Here is a 16,103-nt window from a genome sequence, read left to right on the forward strand (position 1 = left end):
CGATGGCCAATCCTGCACATCTGCCGCTGGGCAGCCTGCGCACCTTCGAGGTGGCCGCCCGGCACCTGAGCTTTCACCTGGCCGCCGCCGAGCTGAACGTCTCGGACAGCGCCATCAGCCACCAGATCCGCAAGCTGGAGGGCGTGCTGGGCTTCGCGCTGTTCCGCAAGGCCGGGCGCGGCGTGCAGCTGACCGAGGCCGGAGAGATCTTCGCGCGCGACGTGTCGGCCAGTCTGCGCCAGATCTACGGCACGGCGCTGCGCCTTGCGGAAAGCGGGGTCGAGGGCGGGCGGCTGGACCTGCTGTGCCCGCCGATGTTCGCCAGCGGCTGGCTGTCGCGCAACCTGGCCGATTTCTGCGATGATCACCCGAAGGTCGAATGCCATATCCGGCTGGCCGACAACCCCGCCATCTCCGAACAGCTGGGCGAGGCCATCGGCATCACCTTCGGCACCGGCGACTGGCCGGGGCTGGTGTCGACCCTGCTGAGCGAGACCGCGATCGCGCCGGTCTGCGCGCCGGCGCTGCTGAACCGGATCGGACATCCGCTGCGTCGCCCCGCCGACCTGGCCGAGGTGGTGCTGCTGCACTGGGACAATGGCGAGGAATGGCGGCGCTGGCTGGCGCTGGCGGGGATCCGCGACACCGCCCGCTTTGCCCGCAACGTCTACTGCAGCGATCTGGGCACCGCCATCGACCTGGCGCAGAACGGCGTCGGCTGCGCGCTGGCCAGTGACACGCTGGCGCGGGGCGACCTGGCCTCGGGACGGCTGATGCGGCCGTTCCGGCAGGCGATCCGGCCCAACGGCGGCTGGTACGTCACCCATCGACCCGAGATCCAGGAACGCCCTGTGGTGCGCCTGTTCCTGGGCTGGCTGCTGACCCGCTTCGGCCAGGGCGCGGCAGAGCCCGGCGGCTGAACGGGGCCGATCTGCATGTATTTTGATCACGCCGCAGGGGCGGGACCCGGGACAGGCGCCGGTCGCCCGTGTCTCCGGGGGCGCAGGGGCCATCGGGAAGGGCCGCAATCTCATGAGAAATTCTCACCTTATCGGGTATTTCCGTCGGGGAATGGCGCCCGAAGGGGCGGACTCATGAGAAAATCAGAATGATCATGTGAAAATCCATCATTTGTGCTTGGCGGCGCGGCCCGGGATAGCTCCGGGCGACGCTGAACGACCGACCCCCGGGAGGCCAAGATGACCGAGAAACTGCGGGCCGAGGGCATCCGCAAATCCTATGGCACCCACGAGGTGCTGCGCGGCGTGTCCCTGACCGCGGGTGCGGGCGACGTGATCAGCCTGATCGGCTCGAGCGGCTCGGGCAAGAGCACCCTGCTGCGCTGCCTCAACCTGCTGGAGCGCCCCGATGCGGGCCGCATCCTTCTGGAGGGCGAGGCGCTGGCCCTGGCCCGGCAGAGGGATGGCCGGTTGGGCGCCGCCGATCCGAAGCAGCTGCGGCGGATGCGGGCGCGGCTGTCGATGGTGTTCCAGGATTTCTGCCTGTGGTCGCACATGACCATCCTGCACAACCTCACCGAGGCGCCGCGCCAGGTGCTGGGCAAGAGCCGCGCGGAGGCCGAGGACCTGGCGCGGCGTACCCTTGCCAAGGTCGGCCTGCCCGAAACCGTGCTGAACCGCCATCCCGGCCAGCTCTCGGGTGGTCAGCAGCAGCGGGTCGCCATTGCCCGCGCGCTCTGCATGGAGCCCGAGGTGATGCTGTTCGACGAACCCACCAGCGCACTTGATCCCGAACGGGTGGCCGAGGTGCTGAAGGTCATGCAGGCGCTGGCCGAGGAAGGCCGCACCATGATCGTCGTCACCCACGAGATGGGCTTTGCCCGCCATGCCTCGACCCGGGTCGTCTTCCTCGAAGAGGGCCGTATCGGCGCCGAGGGCCCGCCCGAGGACATTTTCACCCGCACCGAAAACCCCCGCCTGCAACGCTTTCTGGCGGGCCGGCTGCAGCCCTGAACGCCCCCGGCGCGGCGCCTGGCCCGCCGGATCCGATCCCCAAAGACCTCAAGGAAGACCCGATGAAACGCCTCTCTGCCTGCCTTGCCGCGATGGTTGCCCTGGCCGTTCCGGCCCATGCCGAAACGCTCAGGATCGCCACCGACGCGACCTTTCCGCCCTTCGAATCCCTGGATGCCGACGGCAAGCTGGTGGGCTACGACATCGACCTGATGACCGCCGTCTGCAAGGCGGCCGCGCTGGCGTGCGACATCCAGCCCGCTGCCTGGGACGGCATGATCCCCGGCCTGATGCAGGGCAAGTACGACGCGCTGATCTCTCAGCTGACGGTGACCGACCAGCGCCGCAAGATCATCGCCTTCTCCGATATCTACAGCCACCCGATCTTCCGCTTCGTGGCCAGGAAGGACAGCGGCATCGACATCTCGCCCGAGGGGCTGGCCGGCAAGACCATCGCCGTGCAGACCGGCACCCCGATGGACAAGTTCGTCACCGCGGAGTTTCCCAAGGCGAAGATCAAGCGCTACGACAGCGGCTCGGCCACCTACCTGGATCTGACCGGCGGTCGGGCGGACGTGACGATCAGCTACGAGGCGCAGATCCGCTATTCCTTCCTGAAATCGCCCGAGGGCGCCGATTACGCCCTGACCGGCCCGCGCTATACCGGTGAGGACAGCCCCGAGCTGGGCGAGGGTGTCGCCATCGCCCTGAACAAGCGCGATCCGGAGCTGGTGAAGGCGGTCAACGCGGGCCTTGCGAAAATCCGCGAAGACGGCACGCTGGCGGCCCTGAACAAGACCTATTTCGGCGACTGAGCCGCATGGTCGTGCAATTTGCCTCCACGATCCTGGCTGCGGCGGGCCTGACGCTGCTGCTGGCGATCGGGGCGCTGGTCCTGGCCAGCGCCCTGGGGCTGGCGCTGGCCGGGGCGCGGCTGTCGGGGCGGCGCTGGCTGGCCGGGCTGGCCGTGGCCTTTACCTTCGTGATCCGGGGCATCCCCGACCTGGTGATGATGCTGCTGGCGTTCTACAGCCTGCCGGCGCTGATCAACCAGCTGCTGGAGCGGGCGGGGATCGATCTTTATGTCGATTTCTCGCCCTTCGCGGCGGGCACCGTGACCCTGGGCATCCTCTTCAGCGCCTACATGTCGGAAACCTTCCGAAGCGCCCTTGGCAACATCCCTGCGGGCCAGATCGAGGCGGCGCAGGCGCTTGGCCTGCATCCGCTGCGGATCTTCCTGCGGATCACCCTGCCGCAGATGGCCCTGCTGGCGCTGCCCGGTTTCACCAACAACTGGCTGGTGCTGGTCAAGGCGACGGCCCTTGTCTCGCTCATCGGGTTGCAGGACGTGATGTTCCGCGCCAAGGCCGCCGCCGAGGCGACGGGCCAGCCCTTCACCTACTACCTTGTCGCGGCCGGTTTCTACCTGCTGGTCACCCTGGGCTCGACCTGGGCGCTGGCGCGGCTGGGCCGCCGGCTTGATCCGGCCCGGACGGGAGCGCGCGCATGAACTGGTACGTCGTCACCGAGAACCTTGGCCAATATGCCGCCGGCGCCCGGCTGACCCTGCTGCTGACGGTGGTGTCGCTGCTGCTGGCCTTCTGTCTTGCGGTGCCGCTGGCCTTTGCCCGCAACAGTGCCGACCGCCGGATTTCCGGCGCCGTGCAGGTCTACACCACGCTTTTCCGCGGTACGCCGCTGCTGGTGCAGCTGTTCCTGATCTATTTCGGCCTGGCGCAATTCGGCTGGCTGCGCGCCAGTATTCTGTGGCCCTGGCTGTCCAGCCCGCTGGTCTGCGCCATCCTGACCTTCGTGCTGAACTCGGGTGCCTACACGACCGAGATCTTCGCGGGCGGTCTGCGCGCCATCCCGAAAGGAGAGGTCGAGGCGGCCCGCGCCTGCGGCTTCTCGCCCCTGCAGGCGGCGCGGCGGATCCTCATCCCCGCCATGCTGACCCGCGCCCTGCCGCTTTACGGCAACGAGGTGATCATGATGCTTCATGCCACCTCGCTGGCCTCCACCGTGACGCTGCTCGAGGTGACGGGCGTCGCCCGCAACCTGACCCTGAACTACTACATCCAGCTTGAGCCCTACGCGGCGGCGGCGCTGATCTACCTTGGGCTGACGGCCGTTCTGGTCGGCGGCTTCCAGATCCTTGAGGCCCGCCACGCCCGCTACCTGCGGCTGCGCCGCTGATCCATCGCGCGGGTTCCCGTGGCCCGTGCCCCTGCCGAAGGACATCCGATGACCTCTTCTCCCAACCTCGGTGCGCTCTATGGCGCCGCCGGAACCGAGACCACCTTCCTGGGCCTCGCCGCAGCGCCGGAGCTGTCCGCCGTCACCGCGCCCATGGCGCTGATCGGGGCGCCGGGCGCCACGCCCTATGCCTCGGTCGGCTCCTACTGTGCCGAGGGGCCCGATGCGCTGCGCCTGGCCACCCGCGCCTTCACCGCCAACCTGGATCACCACGATTTCGATCTGGGTGGCCGGCTCTTTCCCCGGCCCGAGCTGCGCGCGGTCGATTGCGGCAACCTGCCCCACCAGGAGGGGCAGCCTGCCGCCAACCGCGAGGCGATCCGCACCGCCATCGCCACCCTGCTGGAGCGCGGCGCCGTGCCGCTGCTGATGGGGGGCGACGATTCCGTGCCGATCCCGATGCTCGAGGCGGTGAATGCCCGGGCTGCCGCCGAGGGGCGCAAGCTGACGGTGTTGCAGATCGACGCCCATATCGACTGGCGCGACAGCCACATGGACGAGACGCAGGGCCTGTCCTCGACCATGCGCCGCGCCTCCGAGCTGAGCCAGGTCGAACGCATCGTCCAGGTGGGCGCGCGCGGCATCGGCTCTGCCGGGGTCAACGATGTCGCCGATGCGCTGGCCTGGGGCGTGACCTTCGTGCCGGGCCGCACCTTCCACCGCATCGGCGCCGCCGCCGTGCTGGAGATGATCCCGCGCGGCGCCGACGTGGTGATCTGCATCGATGCCGATGCGCTTGATCCGGGGATCCTGCCCGGGGTGATCGGGCGGGCGCCCGGGGGGCTGAGCTATGGCGATGTCTGCGACCTGATAGAGGGGGTGGCGGCGCGGGGCCGCATCCGGGCGATGGATTTCGTCGAATTCATGCCGGAACGGGATGTGGACGGCATCGGTGCGCTGACCTTCGCGCGCATCATCATGACCTCGATGGGGGTGATCGCGCGGGCCGTCGACGCGGGCTGAGCTTTGCGGTCGGTCGGGGATCACTCCATCCCGACCGACCCGAAGGTGTCGCCGCTCCAGCGCATCCGCGCGGCGCAGCCGGGGGGGCGGTCGGCCTCGCGGCAGGTCGCGTCATCGAAGAAGATCCGCATCGCGCCCGGGGTGCCGGGCACCGGTTCCAGCGCGCGACCGTAGAAGATCATCGGCGTGCCGGTCTGGGTGGTCAGGATGTCGAAGCGGCAGATGCCATCCGTGCATCCGGGCGTGCGCCCGTCGAACAGCCCGCCGCTGCAGGTCAGGTCGCGGGCGTTCAGAACCAGGTCGGGCAGGTCGTCTCCGGTCAGATCGACGCTTCGGTAAACCCCGGCGCCGGCGATGAAATCTCCGCCCGCGCATTGCCCGCGCAGCACATCTTCGGCCCGGGCAAAAAGGGCCGGATCAAGGTCCGCCGGCGGGATCGCGGCGGCGTCCGGCGCGGGGGGCGCCATGCCGCAATAGTCCAGCATCCGGGCCATGCCCCCGGCCAGCCCGTCACCGGACAGGGCGAACTGCGCGACGCCCTGCTGCGGGGACAGGGCTACCTTGGTGCCTTCCAGTGTGGCGGCGATCAGCGGGGCGTCGGCGGTCAGGTCGGCCACCCAGCCGGTGCCGCCCAGGACGTCGTAGAAGAAGTCCGGCATCTCCAGCGCGCTGCCGCGAGCCTGGCCCTGAACGCGCTGCGGATCGGGCACCTCGGCCCCGTAGGGGCCCAGCAGCGCCGTGCCGGCCAGCAGGTTCAGGTGCCCGGGGCGGGAAAAGATCAGCTCTTCCCAAAGGCCGCCCTCGTCACTCAGAACGGTGCCGCACTGGAAGGCCAGCTGGTTGTCGTCGCGCACCAGCCGGGCCGAGCGGAAGCGGCCCGGGTCCTCGTGGATCTGGTAGCTCTAGTCATGGGCCGGGGCGGTCTGGGCCGCCAGCGGCCCGGCGGCACCCAACAGGGCCGCGATGAGGCCGAGTGCTTTCATGGGATCCGCTCCGGGAATGCTCTGGTGTCGTGAGGGCGGGCGCGGTGGATGTAACAGAGCCTTGCATTCCCGGGCACGGGGGGCAAGCGCGGGGCTGTTCCGGTCAGCCGGTGCTGGTCGTCTGGGCGAAGCGGCGGCGGTATTCGCTGGGGGTGACGCCGTAGTGGCGGCGGAACAGGCGCAGCAGGGCGCTTTCGCCATCGCAGCCGACCTGCCGGGCGATGTCCTTGAGGCTGAGAGGCCCGGAGGCCAGGGCCTGGGCGGCGGCTTCCAGCCGGAACGCCTCGACCGCCTGCGCCGGAGAGCGTCCCGTGGCCGCGCGGTAGCGGCGCCGGAAGGTGCGCTCCGACATTCCGGCCCGGGCGGCCAGCGTCTCCAGGTCGAGCCGCGCGCCCAGATGCGCCATGATCCAGCTGTCGAGGGCGGCAAAGCTGTCGTCGGCGCGGCTCTGGGCCTCCAGCGGCACCGAGAACTGCGCCTGCCCGCCGTCGCGGGTGACATAGACGACCAGCGTCCGGGCCACCGCCATGGCCATGGCGCGCCCGTGGTCGCGGGTGATCAGCGCCAGCGCCAGGTCGATGCCGGAACTGACCCCGGCGGAGGTCCAGAGGCCGTGATCCTCGATGAAGATCGGGTCAAGCTCGATCCTTGCCTCGGGGCAGCGGCGCTGCAGCTCGCCGCTCCAGCGCCAGTGGGTCACCGCCCGCCGTCCCGACAGAAGCCCCGCCGCGCCCAGCAGGAAGGCCCCGGTGCAGACCGAGCAGAGCCGCCCGACCCGGGGGCCGTGCGCCGCCAGCCAGGCCGAGAGCGGACGGTCCTGCGGCGGGCGTCCGGTGGTGCTGCCGCCCGGCACGATCAGCGTGCCGATTGCGGCGGGGTCCAGGGTGTCGGCGGCCACCGTCTCGACCATCAGGCCCGGGCCGGTGCGCAGCGGGCCGCCCCGCGCCGAGGCGGTGACCAGGCGGTAAAGCTCTTGTCCGGCCTCTGCGTTGCACGAGGCAAAGGCCTGCATCGGCCCTCCGAGGTCGATCATGTTGACCCCCTCGGAGGCGAGGAGGACAACAAGGTGCGGGGTCTGGGTCACGCGGCGGCCATCCTGTTCTTGCGGTGCCAGCCAAGGGTGACCCAGCTGGCCAGCGCAAGCAATGGCAGGACCGCAAGGTTCAGTGCCTGCCAACCCAGCACGGCCTGGAGCGGCCCGGCAGAGAGCGCGCCAAGCGCCGTGGCACCATAGCGCAGCATCTCGGCAAAGCCCTGGGCGCGGGCCCGTTCGCGGGGCGCATGGCTTTGCGCCAGAAGCGTGGTGCCGCCGACAAACAGAAAGTTCCACCCCAGCCCCAGCAGCATAAGCGCGACATGGAAGCCCAGGTCACCCTGTGCCGTAATCCCGACCACGACGCAAAGCCCCAGCACCGCGAGGCCGCTCTGAAGCATCCGGCCCAGACCCAGCCGCGCGATCAGCAACCCCGTAAAGAGCGAGGGGCCGTACATTCCCAGCAGGTGCCACTGGATGATGCTGGTGGCGCGGTCGACCCCCAGCCCGCAGGCCACGGCGGCCAGCGGCGCGGCGGTCATCAGCGTCATCATCACCACCCCGGCGGTGATGGAGGTGACCAGGGCCGCGCGGTAGTCGGGCCGGGCGATCAGGCTGCGCAGCGCGGGCCGGAGCGGCGGCAGGGCCTCCTCCGGGCGGGGCGCCTCGCGGTAGGCCAGCATCAGCAGCAGCGACAGCGCCGCCAGGATCGCCACCGCCAGGTAGGCCCCGGCAAAGAAGGGATCGCCCAGCCAGCCGCGGCTGTGCTCGGCCAGAACGGGTCCGGCGAGGGCGGCGATCAGCCCGCCTGTCAGCACCCAGGAGATCAGCCGACCCTTGCGTTCGGGCGGGGCGGTATCGGCCACGGCCAGACGGTAATACTGCGAAAAGGCCTGCCAGACGCCGACCAGCGCGGTGCCGAGGCAGAACGGCCAGAACAGCCCGTGCAGTACCGCCCAGACCGAGATCGCGCCGCCGCTCAGCCCGGCGGTGCTGCCCAGCAGGAAGCCGCCGCGCCGTCCGATCCGCTCCATCAGGCCGGAGGCGGCCCAGGTGGTCAGGGCGGTGCCCACGGTGATCAGCGCGAAGGGCAGGGTGGCCAGCCAGGGCGCCGGAGAGAGCTGGAAGCCGACGATCCCGGTCAGCGCCAGATCGATGGAGATCGCGCAGATGAACAGCGCGTTGCAAAGCATCAGGAGCATCGCATTGCGCGAGATCCCGGTGAAGGGGCGGGGCATGGGCGGTCCTTTCGTCCTGTCATGTGCCGACAGGATGCCGGGGATGCGGCTGGCCCGGTGGCCAATCATCCGGCAGATCTGGCCAGTTTCCGCGCCATGCCCCTTCGGGTCAGGTCAGCCAGGATTCGTCCAGCACCGTCGCGGCCCGGGTATTTGCCAGCACGGCCAGGCGTACCGCCTCGGCCCCGCCGCTGCCATCGAAGTCGATGTCCAGCGCCGCGTCCCGCCGACCCGAGAGGCTGAGAGAGAGCATGTTGCCGCTCAGCGCCTGGGCAAGGGTCAGCCCCTGGCCCGCCAGCAGCCCCGAGATCCGCAGCCCGTCGCCGGAGGCGAGCGAGAAATCGGCGATCAGGTCGCCGGCTTCCTCCAGCGCCTCGAAGACGAAGACATCGGCGCCCAGCCCGCCGCGCAATATGTCCGCGCCCAGCCCCCCGCTCAGCACGTCGTTTCCGGTGCCGCCGTCCAGGCTGTCGGCGCCTTCGCCGCCCAGCAGGGTATCGTTGCCGGCATCGCCGTAAAGCCGGTCGACCCCGGTGCCGCCGTCCAGCAGGTCGTCCTCGGCGCCGCCACGCAGCAGGTCAAGGCCGTCGCCGCCGCGCAGCACATCGCCCCCCGCGCCGCCGTCCAGCTGGTCGTTGCCCGCCCCGCCCTCCAGCGTGTCCAGTCCCTGGTCGCCAAAGAGACGGTCATTGCCGCTGCCGCCGGTGATCAGGTCATTGCCGGTCCGCCCGTACAGCAGGTCGTTGCCGTCCTCTCCGTGCAGGGTGTCGTTGCCATCGTCGCCGTAAAGGCTGTCATCGCCCAGCCCCCCCGAGAGCAGATCGTCGCCCAGCCCGCCCAGCATCCGGTCGCGTCCCGCGCCGCCCGAGAGCAGGTCGCGGCCCGCATCGCCGGACAGCTGGTCGTCCTGGGCGCCGCCCAGCAGCGTGTCGTCCCCATCGCCGCCGATCAGGATGTTGCGCCCGTCGCCGCCCTCCAGCTGGTCATTGCCGGCTTCGCCGCGCAGCTGGTCATCGCCCGCCCCGCCGCGCAGGGTGTCGTTTCCGGCCCCGCCGAAGGCGCGGTCATTGCCGTCGCCGCCATCGATCAGGTCGTCGCCGGACAGGCCGTAGAGCAGGTCAAGGCCGAAGCCCCCCAGCAGCGTGTCCTTGCCCGTGCCGCCATAGGCGCGGTCATTGCCGTCGCCCGCCTCGATCAGGTCGTTGCCCGCCCCGCCGTTGGCCAGATCGTTGCCCGCGCCCGCCCGCAGGGTATCGTGGCCCTCATCGCCCTGCAGGTTGTCGATCCCCGAGCCTCCCAGCAGGGTATCGTTGCCGGTGCCGCCGATCAGCAGGCCATTGCCGCTGCCGCCGTCCAGCAGGTCGTCGCCGGAGTCGCCGCGCAGCTGGTCGTTGCCCGCCCCGCCGGTCAGGCTGTCGTTGCCGGTGCCGCCGAAAAGGCGGTCATTGCCGGCCTCGCCGTCGATCAGGTCATTGCCCGCCCCGCCAGAGGCCAGATCGTTGCCCGCGCCCGCGCGCAGGGTGTCATTGCCCTCGTCGCCCTTCAGATTGTCGATCCCCGATCCCCCGGTCAGCAGATCCCGCCCGGCGCCGCCGACCAGCAGACCGTTGCCGGCGCCGCCGTCCAGCACATCATCGCCCGAGCCACCGAACAGCCGGTCGACGCCGATCCCGCCCAGCAGCGTGTCGCCCCCGGCCCCGCCATAGGCCAGGTCGTTGCCGGCGCCGCCGTCGAACAGGTCATTACCCAGTCCGCCGTCGCCGATATCGTTGCCGGCCCCGGCGGTCATCCGGTCATCGCCCTCGTCCCCGGTCAGGTTGTCGTTGCCAGTGCCGCCGATCAGGGTGTCATTGCCCGCGCCACCCGCAAGGGTGCCGTTCCCGGTGCCACCGTCGACCAGATCGTCGCCCGAGCCGCCGAACAGCCGGTCGACGCCGATCCCGCCCAGCAGCGTGTCGTTGCCTTCCCCGCCATAGGCCAGGTCGTTGCCCGCCGAGCCGTCGAACAGGTCATCGCCCAGACCGCCCTCTGCAAGGTCGTTGCCCAGCCCGCCCAGCAGCGTGTCGTTGCCGGCCAGGCCGCTCAGGGTGTCGTTGCCGGCGTTGCCCTCGATCCGGTTGGCGCTGGCATTGCCCAGGATCCTGTCGTGGCCAAGGCCGGTGCGCGCGTTCTCTATCACCGTGGCGCTGCCGATGGTCAGAACCTTGCCGGCGATCGTGCTGCTCTGGCCGGCCCCCAGGTCCAGCACCACCGAGCCGCGCAGCGTCCGCAGGTCCAGCGTGTCGCGCCCGCCATCGACATCGCTCAGCAGCCAGCCGGTGCCCCAGCCACGCAGCACCGCGTCGGTCACCGAGAAGAGCGTGTCGATCCCGGCCTCCGGATCCGTGACGGTCGCGCCGTCGCCCGATCCCGTGCCGCTCAGCAGGGCGGCCAGGTCGGCCCCGGCGCTGATCCCGCTGAGGAAGGCCAACCGCTGGGCGGCCCCCGCGCCGCTGCCGTCGGCATCGATCATCAGGTCGGCGCCGCCGGTCGCGGCCTGCAGCCGGATCACCCCCGCCGCGATGGCATCGCTGAGCGCCGAGGCGCCGGTCAGGCCCAGCCCGGCCAGCAGGCCGCCCAGGTCGATCCAGTCCCGGTCCGCCAGCGACAGGTCGGCGATGGTGTCGCCGGCCTCCGACAGGGCGGTGAAGATGAAGGCATCGCTGCCCGCCCCGCCCCAGAGCGTATCCGCCCCGCTGCCGCCGATCAGGCTGTCCTGACCGTCGCCACCGCGGATCAGGTCGTTGCCGCCGCCACCCGACAGCAGGTTGTCGGCGGCATTGCCGGTGATCGTGTCGTTGCCCGACCCGGTGAAGGCGTTCTCGATCACCGTGCCGCGGGCGATGGAGAGGACGTTGATCTTGCCGTCGACGTCGGAATAGGCCTCGGCGTTCAGGTCAAGGCGCTGCGCCGCGGCGCGGCTCGCGAGGTTGATCGCATCGCTGCCGCCATTGTCCAGCAGGCAGACCGCCCAGCCGGTCAGGGTCATGCCGGTCTGGCTGACATTGGCATTGTCGCCATAGACGGTGTTGCCGGTGTTCACCGTGGTCGCGGCGCCGTAGAGATTCTGGATCGCCACGATGTCGGCCAGCTGCGGCGTCGCGGTGAAGGCGTAGCTGTTGGCGATGTTGGGATTCTGGCTCTGGCTGAAGTAGGACATCACCGACATCGACCAGCTGTCGTTGGCAAAGACCGCCTGGGTGTTGAAATCGGCGGTGCCGTTGTAGTTGCCGGCATGGCCCAGCCCAAGGGCATGGCCGATCTCGTGGATGTAGGTCTGCAGGTAGTAGTCGCCGTAGCCCTGCCAGCTGTCATGCACGTTGACATTGGACGAGACGATGCGCTCCCCGATGGTGGAGGAGGTGGCATAGGCACCCGATTGCGACGATCCGAAGGTGATGTCGGCGCCGCTGGCCTGCACGAAGGTCAGCCCGGTGACCTGCGACCAGGCATCGAGCGCCTTCAGCGCCGTGGCCTTCGCGGTGCTGCCGAGCGCGGTCAGGTTGACGGTCAGCGTGCCGCCGCTCTGCACATCGAAATGCCGGCTGCCAGAGCCGACCGAGGCCCAGAACCCGTGGGTCAGCTGGTAGGCGGCCTGGTCGACGCTGTAGGTCGGCAGCGCGGCTGCCGTGGGGACGGCGCCGGTACCGGTCGTGGTCAGGTTGACCAGTCCGTGGCTGTCATAGCCCGTCGCGGAAGGGTTCAGGGCTTGGCACATGAGGCACATGGCATCAACCTTTGGGGCGCGGACCGGGGCCGGGCGCGGAACAGAAGGGGAAAGGCGGTTCAGAGGGGCAGGTCGGAGGCCCGGACCAGCGCGGTGGCGAAATCCTGCAGCATGGCGTCGGCCAGCGGCTGATCCAGCACCGTGAAGGCCACGGGCGGTCCGCTGACGGCAGGATCGGGGCCGACCTGCCAGCAGAGTTGCCCGCGCAGCCCGCCCGGCGGGCCGTCGAGCGACCGGTAGCGGATCAGCAGCCCGGTCGCGCCGGGGGGAAGGGGATCTGAGGCCCGCGCCAGGGCCGTGCCCGGGGCCCGGTCGGACAGGGCCGTGTCCAGCGCCCGGTAAAGCGCCGCGCAGAGCGCGGGGGCGGCATCGCAATGGAACAGGATCTGGCCCGGGGGGGCGCCGGCCCGGGCGCCGCCCGCATCGGGCAACCCGCACATCAGCGCCGCCGCCACGGGGGGCAGCAGCAGGCAACGCGACAATCGGTCGGTCATGGACGCTCGGTCTCCTGGTCAGAGGCCCCGGGTTCTCCGGTCGGTGACGCGGCCGTTACTGGCGCTGCCCGGGTTGCACCCTAGCGCCGGGATATGGCCGAATTGCGGCGGGGTTTCGTGGCGTCACACTTTGGCAAGTGACTGACATCAGGACAATTTTCCGCCGACTCCGGTGGCGGGGCCGGGCGCCGCCCAAGACTGTGGCCAGAATCGGCACGCCGCTTGATCTCGATCATGGCCGGAGCGGGCGCTCCGGCGCAGGCTGGCGGCGATCTCAGGGAGGTTCCGATGACCCGGATTGCCCTTCTTCTGGGGGCGTCGGGACGTTTCGGGCGCGCCTGCGCCACCGCCTTCGAGGCCCGGGGCTGGCAGCTGCGCCGGTTCGACCGGCAGCGGGACGACCTGATGCGCAGCGCCCGGGGCGCCGATGTCATCGTCAATGGCTGGAACCCGCCCTACGGCGACTGGCCCCGGCTGCTGCCGGAGCTGCACGGCCAGGTGATCGCCGCCGCCGCCCGCCGGGATGTGCCGGTGATCCTGCCGGGCAATGTCTATGTCTTCGGGCCGGCCACCCCGCCGCCCTGGTCCGAGACCTCGGCCCATGCCGCGACCCATCCGCTGGGGCGGGCCCGGATCCGCATGGAGGCGGCCTACCATGCCGCGGGCGTGCCGGTGATCCTGCTGCGGGCCGGAGATTTCCTGGACACCCGGGCCTCCGGCAACTGGTTCGACGCGCTGATGACCCGGGGGCTGGAGCGGGGCGTGCTGCGCTATCCCGGGCCGGTGGATTGCCCCCATGCCTGGGCCTTCCTGCCCGACCTGGCCCGCGCGACCGAGGCGCTGGCGGCCCGCAGCGATGCCTTCGACGGGTTCACCGACATTCCCTTCCCCGGGCTGGCACCCAGCGGCACCGAAATGGCGGCGGCGCTGGCGCGTGTGCTGGGCCGTCCGGTCCGGCTGCGCCCGGTGCCCTGGGGCCTCCTGCGGCTGGCGGCGCCGGTCTGGCCCACCGCCCGCGGGCTGGTCGAGTTGCGCTATCTCTGGAACACGCCGCATTGGCTGGACGACCGGCGGTTCCGGGCGTTGCTGCCCGGGCTGGTGCCGACGCCGCTTGACGCGGCGCTGGCGGCGGCCCTGCCGGAGCGGTTGCGGGCCTGAGCGTCAGGCGCTGCCGCGCCGCAGGATGGTGCTGTCGACCACGGTGACCGGGGGCACCTCTTCTCCGGCCAGCATCTCTAGCAGCAGGGCGGCGGCGCGGGTGCCCATCTCGGTCGCGGGCTGTTCGATCGTCGAAAGGGCGGGGCGGAACAGCGCGCCGACGGCAGCACCGTCGAACCCCATCACCGCGACCTCCGAGGGGACCTCGATCCCCTCGTCCAGCAGCCGCTTCAGCAGGGCGAGCGCGGCATCATCGGAACAGCACAGCGCGGCGGTCGGGCGCGGTGCCATCGCCAGCAGCTGCTCGGCGGCGGCGAAACCGATGTTGAAACCCTCCTGATAGGCGCCCACGCCCTCGGTGCGCGTCAGGGCGCTTTCGGGCAGGCCGTGGCGGGCGATGGCCTCGCGGATACCGGCATAGCGGTGCACCTCGTGGTAGACGCCGTCGGGACCCGCGACATAAAGGAACTGGCGGTGCCCCTCGGCGATCAGCAGTTCGGTCGCGGCGCACATGATCTGGTGTTCATTCGTGATCACGCTGGGCACGCCCTGGTCGCTGATGTCGTGCAGCATCGCCACCACCGGCAGCCCGAGATCCTTGAGGGACCGCCCGCCGACGCTGGGCGGCGCCGAGGACAGCACGATGGCCCCGTCGACCGTGCCGCTGCCGGCCAGGTTGATGATGTGCTGTTCGGTGGCTTCCTCTCGGTCGAGGTTGGCGATCAGGATCTTGAAGCCGTTGCGTGCCAGCAGGCCGTCGATGCCCGCCAGCGCCAGCGGAATGATCTGCGAGGCACCGTAATACAGCGCCCCGGGCAGCACGATCATGATGGTCTTCGACTTGCCCATCCGCAACGAGCGCGCCGCCGCATTGGGCGTGTAGCCCAGCTTGCGCGCCGCCTCGGCGACGCGGGTGCGGGTCTTTTCGTTCACCCGGCCCGGATTGGTCAGCGCCCGGCTCACGGTCGAGACGGCGACGCCTGCGGCCTCGGCCACCTGCTTCATGTTCGGGGCTGCGCCGCTGACGGGCGGAGTGGGTTTCTTCATGCGGCCTCCCGGCGCCCTGTATCTGCCTGCGCCCAATATTTGGTCGGTCGCCGCAACGTCCAGCCAGTTTAGCGGCCTCGCAAGCGGAAAATGGATTGTGACGACGCGACAGTTTCGCCATGGTCGCATTATGGCAAACGATTGCCAAACGTAAATAATTGAAATTAAAAGACTGAGCGCGACTCGTTTCGCGACATTCTTGGGCAGGAGTCGGGCATGTCTGACAAGGCGGAGCTGCGTTTCGGGGTCGATCTGGTCACCTTCCATCACCCGGGGTTCTGGGGTGTCGAGGATTATGCCGGCATCGCGCGCCGCGCCGCCGAGGACCCGCTGGGCTTCTGGACGAAGATCCTCGATGCGGTGGCCGAGACCGGCCTTGAAGGGATCGAGATGACCTTCCCGCCCTTCGACTGGCAGGGCGCGGTGGCGGCCTTCGGCTCTGAGGCGGGACTGGCAGAGGCGCTTTCGGCACGCGGCCTTCGGCTGTGCAGCGGCTTCTTCGCCGAGCTGGCGCTTGGTGCCGATCTGACAGATCCGGCGGTCGAGGCCGGGATCCTTGCCAGCGCGGCACGCTACGGCGATTTCCTCGCGGCCTGCGGGGCCGAGGTGATGGTGGCCGGCCTGCCGATGCGCCAGACCCCGGGGGAAACGCCCGCCCGTTTCTTCGATTTCGACGCGGCGCGGGCGCTGGCCGATCTGCTGAACCGGCTGGGGGCGCTGCTGGCGGCGAAGGGGCTGCGCCTGGCGTTGCACACCGAGGGGCATTCGGTCTTTGCCGCCGCCCGCGATGTCGACCTGATGCTGCTGCTGACCGATCCGGCCTATGTCGGCCTGTGCCCCGACACCGCGCATATCCTGCTGATGGGCGGCGATCCGGTGCAGCTGGTGGAACGCCACCACGAGCGGGTGGTGATCGCGCACTGGAAGGATGCCACCGGCCCGATGCCCGCCGACACCCCGATCGACGATCTGATCCACGACCGCCACCGCCCCTATTTCTGCGGCTTCGGCCTGGGCCGGGTCGACTGGCACGCCTGGATGCGCCTGATGCGCCGGCGCGGCATCGGTGGCTGGGCGATCCTGGAACTGGACGCCGCCCCCGATCCGGTGGGCGACCTGACGCGGGGCCTTGGCTTCGTGCGCCAGGCGCTGCTGCCGATCCCGGCCTGACGGCCCCCCATAATAACCAAGC

At 70.3% G+C, this 16,103-nt stretch carries 14 protein-coding genes; 8 read left to right on the top strand and 6 right to left on the bottom strand.

Translation table 11 applies throughout. The annotated features are described in order from the left end of the window. The first annotated feature begins 2 nt into the window (after positions 1-2). From KM176_RS14820 to KM176_RS14845, 6 genes are all read left to right on the top strand, one after another. Entirely contained in the window at positions 3-920 is a 918-nt protein-coding gene (locus KM176_RS14820) for a LysR substrate-binding domain-containing protein (RefSeq protein WP_160894696.1), read from the top strand. A gap of 279 nt (positions 921-1,199) precedes the next feature. Next, positions 1,200-1,973, top strand: coding sequence for an ABC transporter ATP-binding protein (locus KM176_RS14825; protein WP_160894695.1), 774 nt, complete (start codon positions 1,200-1,202; stop codon positions 1,971-1,973). A 62-nt stretch (positions 1,974-2,035) separates the two neighbouring features. Then, positions 2,036-2,788, top strand: a complete 753-nt coding sequence (locus KM176_RS14830; RefSeq protein ID WP_160894694.1) for a transporter substrate-binding domain-containing protein — start codon at positions 2,036-2,038, stop codon at positions 2,786-2,788. A gap of 5 nt (positions 2,789-2,793) precedes the next feature. Continuing rightward, the gene (locus KM176_RS14835) at positions 2,794-3,483 is read left to right on the top strand and encodes an ABC transporter permease (protein WP_160894693.1); all 690 of its coding nucleotides are present in this window, start codon (positions 2,794-2,796) and stop codon (positions 3,481-3,483) included. Next, positions 3,480-4,169: an ABC transporter permease gene (locus tag KM176_RS14840; protein ID WP_160894692.1), complete on the top strand. Its 690-nt coding sequence runs from the start codon at positions 3,480-3,482 to the stop codon at positions 4,167-4,169. Before KM176_RS14835 ends, KM176_RS14840 begins: the two co-directional genes overlap by 4 nt. Positions 4,170-4,217: 48 nt before the next feature. After that, positions 4,218-5,192 carry an arginase family protein gene (locus tag KM176_RS14845; RefSeq protein ID WP_160894691.1) on the top strand — a complete coding sequence of 325 codons (975 nt, stop codon included), beginning with the start codon at positions 4,218-4,220 and terminating at the stop codon, positions 5,190-5,192. Positions 5,193-5,212: 20 nt separating this feature from the next. Here KM176_RS14845 and KM176_RS14850 read toward each other — a convergent pair whose 3' ends face one another. The 5 genes from KM176_RS14850 to KM176_RS14870 form a co-directional block, all read right to left on the bottom strand. Beyond that, positions 5,213-6,046, bottom strand: coding sequence for a hypothetical protein (locus KM176_RS14850; protein WP_160894690.1), 834 nt, complete (start codon positions 6,044-6,046; stop codon positions 5,213-5,215). Positions 6,047-6,278: 232 nt separating this feature from the next. Next, entirely contained in the window at positions 6,279-7,259 is a 981-nt protein-coding gene (locus KM176_RS14855; protein WP_202397828.1) for a GlxA family transcriptional regulator, read from the bottom strand. Then, positions 7,256-8,446 carry an MFS transporter gene (locus KM176_RS14860; protein WP_160894689.1) on the bottom strand — a complete coding sequence of 397 codons (1,191 nt, stop codon included), beginning with the start codon at positions 8,444-8,446 and terminating at the stop codon, positions 7,256-7,258. The genes KM176_RS14855 and KM176_RS14860 overlap by 4 nt, the downstream gene beginning before the upstream one ends. Positions 8,447-8,555: 109 nt before the next feature. Continuing rightward, positions 8,556-12,203 (bottom strand): M10 family metallopeptidase, encoded by a 3,648-nt coding sequence (locus KM176_RS14865; RefSeq protein WP_160894688.1) that lies wholly within the window; start codon positions 12,201-12,203, stop codon positions 8,556-8,558. A 68-nt stretch (positions 12,204-12,271) separates the two neighbouring features. After that, complete coding sequence (locus KM176_RS14870) at positions 12,272-12,706, bottom strand: hypothetical protein (RefSeq protein ID WP_160894687.1); 435 nt, start codon at positions 12,704-12,706, stop codon at positions 12,272-12,274. Between the two features lie 288 nt (positions 12,707-12,994). On the opposite strand from KM176_RS14870, the gene KM176_RS14875 reads away from it, so the two are divergent. Then, entirely contained in the window at positions 12,995-13,864 is an 870-nt protein-coding gene (locus KM176_RS14875) for a Rossmann-fold NAD(P)-binding domain-containing protein (protein WP_160894686.1), read from the top strand. Positions 13,865-13,867: 3 nt separating this feature from the next. Here KM176_RS14875 and KM176_RS14880 read toward each other — a convergent pair whose 3' ends face one another. Then, complete coding sequence (locus KM176_RS14880) at positions 13,868-14,911, bottom strand: LacI family DNA-binding transcriptional regulator (RefSeq protein WP_160894685.1); 1,044 nt, start codon at positions 14,909-14,911, stop codon at positions 13,868-13,870. A gap of 216 nt (positions 14,912-15,127) precedes the next feature. Between KM176_RS14880 and KM176_RS14885 the strand changes: the two genes are divergently transcribed. Beyond that, entirely contained in the window at positions 15,128-16,081 is a 954-nt protein-coding gene (locus KM176_RS14885) for a sugar phosphate isomerase/epimerase family protein (protein WP_160894684.1), read from the top strand. Positions 16,082-16,103: the final 22 nt, after the last annotated feature.

This window comes from Pseudooceanicola endophyticus, from assembly GCF_018760365.1.
GTDB classification, from domain to species: Bacteria; Pseudomonadota; Alphaproteobacteria; order Rhodobacterales; family Rhodobacteraceae; genus Pseudooceanicola; species Pseudooceanicola endophyticus.

What these genes read in the sequence shown, in the direction of transcription:
- KM176_RS14820 (WP_160894696.1), top strand. Translation starts at nt 3, where the DNA reads ATGGCCAATCCTGCACATCTGCCGCTGGGCAGCCTGCGCACCTTCGAG.
- KM176_RS14825 (WP_160894695.1), top strand. Translation starts at nt 1,200, where the DNA reads ATGACCGAGAAACTGCGGGCCGAGGGCATCCGCAAATCCTATGGCACC.
- KM176_RS14830 (WP_160894694.1), top strand. Translation starts at nt 2,036, where the DNA reads ATGAAACGCCTCTCTGCCTGCCTTGCCGCGATGGTTGCCCTGGCCGTT.
- KM176_RS14835 (WP_160894693.1), top strand. Translation starts at nt 2,794, where the DNA reads ATGGTCGTGCAATTTGCCTCCACGATCCTGGCTGCGGCGGGCCTGACG.
- KM176_RS14840 (WP_160894692.1), top strand. Translation starts at nt 3,480, where the DNA reads ATGAACTGGTACGTCGTCACCGAGAACCTTGGCCAATATGCCGCCGGC.
- KM176_RS14845 (WP_160894691.1), top strand. Translation starts at nt 4,218, where the DNA reads ATGACCTCTTCTCCCAACCTCGGTGCGCTCTATGGCGCCGCCGGAACC.
- KM176_RS14860 (WP_160894689.1), bottom strand. Translation starts at nt 8,446, where the DNA reads ATGCCCCGCCCCTTCACCGGGATCTCGCGCAATGCGATGCTCCTGATG.
- KM176_RS14865 (WP_160894688.1), bottom strand. Translation starts at nt 12,203, where the DNA reads ATGTGCCAAGCCCTGAACCCTTCCGCGACGGGCTATGACAGCCACGGA.
- KM176_RS14870 (WP_160894687.1), bottom strand. Translation starts at nt 12,706, where the DNA reads ATGACCGACCGATTGTCGCGTTGCCTGCTGCTGCCCCCCGTGGCGGCG.
- KM176_RS14875 (WP_160894686.1), top strand. Translation starts at nt 12,995, where the DNA reads ATGACCCGGATTGCCCTTCTTCTGGGGGCGTCGGGACGTTTCGGGCGC.
- KM176_RS14880 (WP_160894685.1), bottom strand. Translation starts at nt 14,911, where the DNA reads ATGAAGAAACCCACTCCGCCCGTCAGCGGCGCAGCCCCGAACATGAAG.
- KM176_RS14885 (WP_160894684.1), top strand. Translation starts at nt 15,128, where the DNA reads ATGTCTGACAAGGCGGAGCTGCGTTTCGGGGTCGATCTGGTCACCTTC.